This is a genomic window from Deinococcus sp. Leaf326 (assembly GCF_001424185.1).
GTDB lineage: Bacteria > Deinococcota > Deinococci > Deinococcales > Deinococcaceae > Deinococcus.
On the sequence record NZ_LMOM01000024.1, the window covers coordinates 20,341 to 27,066 of the forward strand.

A 6,726-nucleotide genomic window follows, 5' to 3' on the forward strand; every position below is an offset into this window, starting at 1 on the left:
AACGTGACTGAACACGCCGCGCCCAGGGCGGCGGGAGGGTGCGTACACTGGGGCATGACCCTCAGCGACCTGGCCGGTAAACCCGCTCCCCAACGCCTGCTGACCAACATCCCCCGGCTGGTGGCCCAGTACTACGAACTGCGCCCCGACCCGGCTGCCCCGGCGCAGCGCGTGGCCTTCGGGACCAGTGGGCACCGGGGCACCTCCGGCAACGGCAGCTTCAACGAGGCGCACATCCTGGCGGTCGCGCAGGCTGTCGCCGAGCACCGCGCCGGGGCGGGCATCACCGGACCGCTGTACATGGGTCTGGACACCCACGCCCTCTCCGAACCCGCCTGGATGACGGCCATCCAGGTCCTCGTGGCCAACGGCGTGAAGGTCCGTGCTCAACCCGGCACCTTCACGCCCACGCCATTGATCAGCCACGCGATCCTCGAGCACAACGCGCTGGGCACGGGGACGGCCGACGGCATCGTCATCACGCCCAGCCACAACCCCCCGCAGGACGGCGGCTTCAAGTACAACCCCCCCTCGGGCGGTCCCGCCGACACCGACGTGACCAAAGTCGTACAGGCCCGCGCCAACGACCTGCTCGCGGACGGATTGAGGGGCGTAAAGCGGGTTCCCCTGGCCGACGCGATGGCCGCGCTGGACCCCTTCGACTTCATCACCCCCTATGTCGAGGGGCTGCCGCAGGTCATCGACCTGGACGCCATCAAGCAGAGCGGCGTGAAGATCGGCGTCGACCCGCTGGGCGGCGCGAGCCTGCCGGTGTGGGAGGCCATCCAGGCGCGCTACGGCCTGAACCTGCACATCGTGAACGAGGTCGTGGACCCGCGCTTCGCGTTCATGAGCGTAGACCGCGACGGCAAGATTCGTATGGACTGCTCCAGCCCCTACGCAATGGCGGGCCTGCTGCGCCTCAAGGACGACTTCGACGTGGCGATCGGCAACGATCCCGACGCCGACCGCCACGGCATCGTGACCCAGAGCGGCCTGATGAATCCCAACCACTACCTCGCGGTCATGATCGAGTACCTGTTCCAGAACCGTCCCGGCTGGCGCGTGGACGCTGCCATCGGCAAGACCCTCGTCTCCAGTGCCCTGATTGACCGGGTGGGGGCGGGCATCGGCCGTCAGGTCGTCGAGGTGCCGGTGGGTTTCAAATACTTCGTCGAGGGCCTGCAGAGCGGCGCCTTCGGCTTCGGCGGCGAGGAGTCGGCCGGCGCGAGCTTCCTGCGTCAGGACGGCCGCGCCTGGAGCACCGACAAGGACGGCCTGATTCCCGGCCTGCTCGCCGCCGAGATGACCGCCAAGACCGGCAAGACGCCCTCACAGCGCTTCGCTGACCTCACCGCGCGCTACGGCGAGACGGCCTACGACCGCCAGGACGCCCCCGCCAACGCCGAGCAGAAGAAAATCCTGGGCAATCTCAGCCCCGAACAGGTCACGGCGACCACGCTGGGCGGCGACCCCATCACCGCGCGCCTGACCCGCGCGCCCGGCAACGGCGAGCCTATCGGTGGCCTAAAGGTCACGACCGACCAGGCGTGGTTCGCCGCCCGGCCCAGCGGCACCGAGGACGTGTACAAGATCTACGCTGAGAGCTTCCGGGGCGAGGACCACCTGAAGCAGGTCATGGAAGAGGCCCGCGAGGTCGTCTCGGCGGCGCTGCTGGGCGGGAGCGCGACTTGAGCCGCCCCGGGCATCTTCCCGGTACCCACACCCCCCTGACCCGCGAGGAGATCCGGGACGTGGAGTTCGACTGGTTCGCCGCCGACCGTGAAGGTCAGCTCGCGCAGTTTCTGGCGGCCGGCGATCCCACTGTGCCGGCAGCGGCCCTGGCCTCCGAGGAACAGCTCGAAACCCTGCACGTCTGGCTCGATACCCGTCCCGAGGCCGAGCCGCCCAATGCCCTGGCTGGCGGTTTCGACGAGCACCTCACGCCGCCGCAACGCCGGGGGGCCTACGTGTACGACGCCCTGCCCGACCAGCCAGGGCACTACCGCCTTGTGGCCGCGCCGCGTACACCCCTGACCCTGGATGAGGTGCCGGGTCCCCTGCAGGAGTACCTGACGACCCTCACCTTGCCGGTGCGTTTCGGTGCCGCGCGCCTGTGGGTCGGCCCCGACGGCGAGGCGCGCGTGGCGGAGCCGGCCGGTGCCTGAACGCCTTGCGCCGCTTGTCGCAAGTGGGGTAAACTGCGAAGGTTGAACACTGTCCCGGTCCAGGGCTGCACCAGGGACGTGTCCATCGGCAGGTTCGCGGCCCATCCCCAGAGTCCTGCGCGCCGCGCGCCGATCATCTCCGCTCCGCCCTCACCGGCGGGTGCCGTTCACAGCCAGCCCTCGTCCGCCCCATACGTGTGGGCGGCCCTACCCTGACCGCGCCCCATGACGGCTCGGCCAGGGAATTCAGAAAGACAGGAGTGATTTCCTCTGCCCACCACCCAGCAACTGCTCCGCAAGGGCCGCACGGTCCTTCAGAAGAAGAGCAAGGTTCCGGCCCTCAAGGGTAGCCCCTTCCGCCGCGGCGTGTGCACGGTCGTCAAGACCACCACCCCCAAGAAGCCCAACTCGGCGCTGCGTAAGATCGCCCGCGTGCGTCTCAGCAGCGGCTTCGAAGTGACCGCCTACATCCCCGGTGAAGGCCACAACCTCCAGGAGCACAGCGTCGTGCTGATCCGTGGCGGCCGTGTGAAGGATCTTCCCGGCGTGCGCTACCACATCGTGCGCGGCAGCCTGGACACCCAGGGCGTGAAGGACCGCAACAAGAGCCGGTCCAAGTACGGCACCAAGAAGCCCAAGGCCGGCGCCGCCGCTGCCAAGAAGAAGTAACCCCCGCGCCGCGCGTGGGGTGCCCTGTGGCCCCCATGTCCACGCTGGGAAGGCCGCGCCCCGAGGGGTGATGCCAATGCACTTACATATCCGCGCCTAGAGAAGGGCGCTTCAAGGAGTCCACCATGGCACGTCGCCGCCAAGCAGAAGTGCGCCCCGTCCAGCCGGACCTGGTTTACCAGGACGTGCTGGTCAGCGCGATCATCAACCGCATCATGGAAGACGGCAAGAAGAACCTCGCCAGCCGCATCTTCTACGGGGCCATGCGCCTCGTTCAGGACAAGACCGGCCAGGAGCCCCTCAAGGTCTTCAAGCAGGCCTACGACAACGTCAAGCCCCGCGTGGAAGTGCGCAGCCGCCGCGTCGGCGGCAGCACCTACCAGGTGCCTGTTGAAGTCGGCCCCCGCCGTCAGCAGAGCCTGACCCTGCGCTGGATGATCGGCGCTGTGGACGGCCGTCCCGAACGCACCGCCATCGAGCGTCTCGCCGGCGAAATTATGGACGCCGCGCAGGGCCGTGGCGGCGCCATCAAGAAGAAAGACGACGTGGAGCGCATGGCGGAAGCCAACCGCGCCTACGCGCACTACCGCTGGTAATCCCCGGCGAGAGGGTCCGCTGCGTTCGTTCCAGCGAGTCCGGGGACCTGAGCAGACCGAGAAGGGCACACGGCAAGTTCCGTGAAATACAGCGGCAGTTTCATCCGCCGCGTCATGGAACGGAATTTGCCGCCTGAACTGCGGACTTCTCGGAAACGGACGGTAGGAATCCCCTGCCGTCCAACTCACGTCCACAAGCGCCGGCCTACCGTGCAGAACTGACGGTGAAGAGACACTTCACCCGGCAGAATCAGGGAGTCCTATGACCACCAAAGCCCAAAGTTATCTGACCCACTTCCGCAATATCGGGATCGCCGCGCACATTGACGCCGGCAAGACCACCACCACCGAGCGCATCCTGTACTACACCGGCCGCACCCACAACATCGGCGAAGTGCACGACGGCGCAGCGACCATGGACTGGATGGAGCAGGAGCGCGAGCGCGGCATCACCATCACGGCGGCCGCCACCACCGCCAAGTGGAAGCGCAGCGGCACCGACCAGGAATACGTCGTCAACATTATCGACACGCCCGGCCACGTGGACTTCACCATCGAAGTGGAACGCAGCATGCGCGTGCTCGACGGCGCCGTCGCCGTGTTCGACTCCAGCCAGGGCGTCGAGCCCCAGTCCGAGACCGTGTGGCGTCAGGCCGACCGCTACGGTGTGCCCCGCATCGCGTTCTCGAACAAGATGGACAAGACCGGCGCCAGCTTCGAGCTCGTGCTGAATGACATCAAGGAGCGCCTCGGCGCGATTCCTGCCCCCATCCAGTACCCGATGGGTCAGGAAAGCGACTTCAAGGGCATCATCGACCTCGTTCGTCTGCGCGCGCACACCTACACCAACGACCTCGGCACCGACATCACCGAGAGCGACATCCCCGAGCAGTACATGGACAAGGTGCGCGAGATGCGTGCTCAGCTGATCGAGGCCGCGGCCGAGGTCGACGAAGACGTGATGATGAAGTTCCTGGAGGGCGAAGAACCCACCGTCGAGGAACTCGTCGCCGCCATCCGCAAGGGCACCATCGAGAAGAAGATCTTCCCGGTGCTGTGTGGCAGCGCCCTGAAGAACAAGGGCGTGCAGCTTTTGCTCGACGCCGTGATCGACTACCTGCCTAGCCCTCTGGAAGTGCCCGCCATTCGCGGCACCCTGGAAGACAGCGAGGAAACCCGCGAGTTCCCCGCCGACCCCGAAGGCAAGCTGGCCGGTCTGGCGTTCAAGATCATGGCCGACCCCTACGTGGGCCGCCTGACCTTCGTGCGCATCTACTCGGGCACCATGCATTCGGGCAGCTACGTGTACAACGCCAGCAAGGATAAGCGTGAGCGCGTGGGCCGTCTGCTGAAGATGCACGCCAACAGCCGCGAAGAAGTGACCGAGCTGAAGGCCGGCGAACTCGGCGCCGTGATCGGCCTGAAGGACGCGGGCACCGGCAACACCCTGATCGGTGACGGCGATGACCACGTGCTGCTCGAGAGCATCGATGTGCCCGAGCCGGTCATCAAGCTCGCCATTGAGCCCAAGACCAAGGCCGACCAGGAAAAGATGGGCGTGGGCCTCCAGAAGCTCGCCGAAGAAGACCCCACCTTCCGCGTCGAGTCCGACCAGGAGTCGGGTCAGACCACGATCTCGGGCATGGGCGAGCTGCACCTGGAAATCCTGGTGGACCGCCTCAAGCGTGAGTACAAGGTCGAAGCCAACGTGGGTGCGCCCCAGGTAGCCTACCGTGAAACCATCACCAAGCCGGCCGACGTGGAAGGCAAGTTCGTGCGTCAGTCGGGTGGCCGTGGTCAGTTCGGTCACGTGAAGATCAAGGTCGAGCCGCTGGAGCCCGGTGCGGGCTTCATCTTCGAGAACAGCGTGGTCGGCGGGACCGTGCCCCGCGAGTTCATCGGGCCGGCCCAGAAGGGCATCGAAGAAGCCATGCAGAGCGGCCCCATGCTGGGCTTCCCGGTCGTGGATATGAAGGTCAGCCTGTACGACGGCAGCTACCACGAAGTGGACTCCTCGGAAATGGCGTTCAAGATCGCCGGCAGCATGGCCCTCAAGGAAGCCGTCCAGAAGGGTGGCCCCGCCATCCTGGAACCTGTGATGCGCGTCGAAGTCACCGTGCCTGACGACTTCATGGGCGACATCATCGGCGACCTGAACAGCCGCCGTGGCCAGATCCAGGGCATGGAAGCGCGTGGCAATGCCCAGATCGTGCGCGCCTTCGTGCCCTTGAGCGAGATGTTCGGTTACGCGACCGACATGCGCTCAATGACCCAGGGCCGCGCCAGCTACTCGATGTTCTTCGACCACTACAGCCAAGTCCCGAACAACATCGCTCAGGGCCTGATGAAGAAGTAATTCCGGCGGGCAGGATTTGTACCTGCCCTCACCGAACGCCCCTGGCCACCGTGCCGGGGGCGATTCGTTTATGGGGGGACAGGGGCCCGGCCGCTGGACGCTACGCTGGGCAGGATGACCGTGCCTGTCCCCAAACCCGGCCTGCCCCGGCCCACCCGCTTGTCCTTTCTGAATGTGCCCCTCCTAATTGGGCTGATCTACTGGGCCATCTCGCTGCTCACGGTGCCCTTTTCCGGTGGTACCCTCAACGACACGCTGCTGGAGTACAGCCGCCTGACCGGGACGCCGGCAGTGCAGCTCACGCCCGAACAGCTCAACGCAGTGCTGTGGACCACCTTCGTCGTCACCGCACTTCTCGTGCTGTGGCTGGCGTTGACCCGGCAAGCTGTCCTCGACGGCAAGCGCTGGGGGCGGGTCTCGAGCATCGTCATTGCAGTCCTGAGTCTGCTGGTCTTTCCCATCGGCACGGTGCTCGGCATCGTCATGCTGATCGGTGTCTTCGACCGCGACGTGCAGGCGTACCTGAACCGCTGAGTCATAGTTTCTGAGGGCCACGTAGATGTCCGTTACGGGCATCTACGTGGCTTGCTGCTTTTCTAGGAGAGCGGGTAGGGGAGAGGCGGACACCCGACGCACTTGCTCTCGCGGCGAATTTAGGGTACCCTGACAAGTCGGTGCGCGGCTCTAAACGCGGCGCAACGTGCCAGTCCGGCGGGACACTGCCCTGGCGAGAATCAACCCAATGTGGATTGCCACCAAAACCCTGCGGTATGCGCGGGGGAAGCCCGATCAAAGGGGCGCTTTTGCGTGCAGGTCCACCTCTTGGAGGGAGTTAGAATCATGGCAAAAGGAACGTTTGAGCGCACGAAGCCGCACGTGAACGTGGGCACCATCGGGCACGTCGATCACGGCAAGACCACCCTGACGGCCGCCATCA

The 6,726-nt window shown here is 65.9% G+C and carries 7 protein-coding genes; all 7 read left to right on the forward strand.

The features are described from left to right. Positions 1-54 precede the first annotated feature (54 nt). On the forward strand, positions 55-1,695 hold the full coding sequence (gene pgm / locus ASF71_RS09595; protein ID WP_056298744.1) for a phosphoglucomutase (alpha-D-glucose-1,6-bisphosphate-dependent): 1,641 nt from the start codon (positions 55-57) through the stop codon (positions 1,693-1,695). Further along, positions 1,692-2,168, forward strand: a complete 477-nt coding sequence (locus ASF71_RS09600) for a hypothetical protein (protein ID WP_235514296.1) — start codon at positions 1,692-1,694, stop codon at positions 2,166-2,168. Before pgm ends, ASF71_RS09600 begins: the two co-directional genes overlap by 4 nt. 270 nt (positions 2,169-2,438) lie before the next feature. Continuing rightward, positions 2,439-2,837 carry a 30S ribosomal protein S12 gene (gene rpsL, locus ASF71_RS09605; RefSeq protein ID WP_056298746.1) on the forward strand — a complete coding sequence of 133 codons (399 nt, stop codon included), beginning with the start codon at positions 2,439-2,441 and terminating at the stop codon, positions 2,835-2,837. Between the two features lie 125 nt (positions 2,838-2,962). Next, positions 2,963-3,433, forward strand: a complete 471-nt coding sequence (gene rpsG, locus ASF71_RS09610; RefSeq protein WP_014686002.1) for a 30S ribosomal protein S7 — start codon at positions 2,963-2,965, stop codon at positions 3,431-3,433. A 262-nt stretch (positions 3,434-3,695) separates the two neighbouring features. Then, positions 3,696-5,789 carry an elongation factor G gene (gene fusA, locus ASF71_RS09615; RefSeq protein ID WP_056298748.1) on the forward strand — a complete coding sequence of 698 codons (2,094 nt, stop codon included), beginning with the start codon at positions 3,696-3,698 and terminating at the stop codon, positions 5,787-5,789. Positions 5,790-5,903: 114 nt separating this feature from the next. Continuing rightward, positions 5,904-6,323, forward strand: a complete 420-nt coding sequence (locus tag ASF71_RS09620; RefSeq protein WP_056298752.1) for a hypothetical protein — start codon at positions 5,904-5,906, stop codon at positions 6,321-6,323. A gap of 306 nt (positions 6,324-6,629) precedes the next feature. Beyond that, a partial coding sequence (locus tag ASF71_RS09625; protein ID WP_200939688.1) for a GTP-binding protein occupies positions 6,630-6,726 on the forward strand: 97 nt, incomplete at its 3' end.

Excerpts from the sequence above, each read along its gene's own strand:
- rpsG (WP_014686002.1), top strand. The coding sequence starts at position 2,963 with ATGGCACGTCGCCGCCAAGCAGAAGTGCGCCCCGTCCAGCCGGACCTG.
- pgm (WP_056298744.1), top strand. The coding sequence starts at position 55 with ATGACCCTCAGCGACCTGGCCGGTAAACCCGCTCCCCAACGCCTGCTG.
- ASF71_RS09620 (WP_056298752.1), top strand. The coding sequence starts at position 5,904 with ATGACCGTGCCTGTCCCCAAACCCGGCCTGCCCCGGCCCACCCGCTTG.
- fusA (WP_056298748.1), top strand. The coding sequence starts at position 3,696 with ATGACCACCAAAGCCCAAAGTTATCTGACCCACTTCCGCAATATCGGG.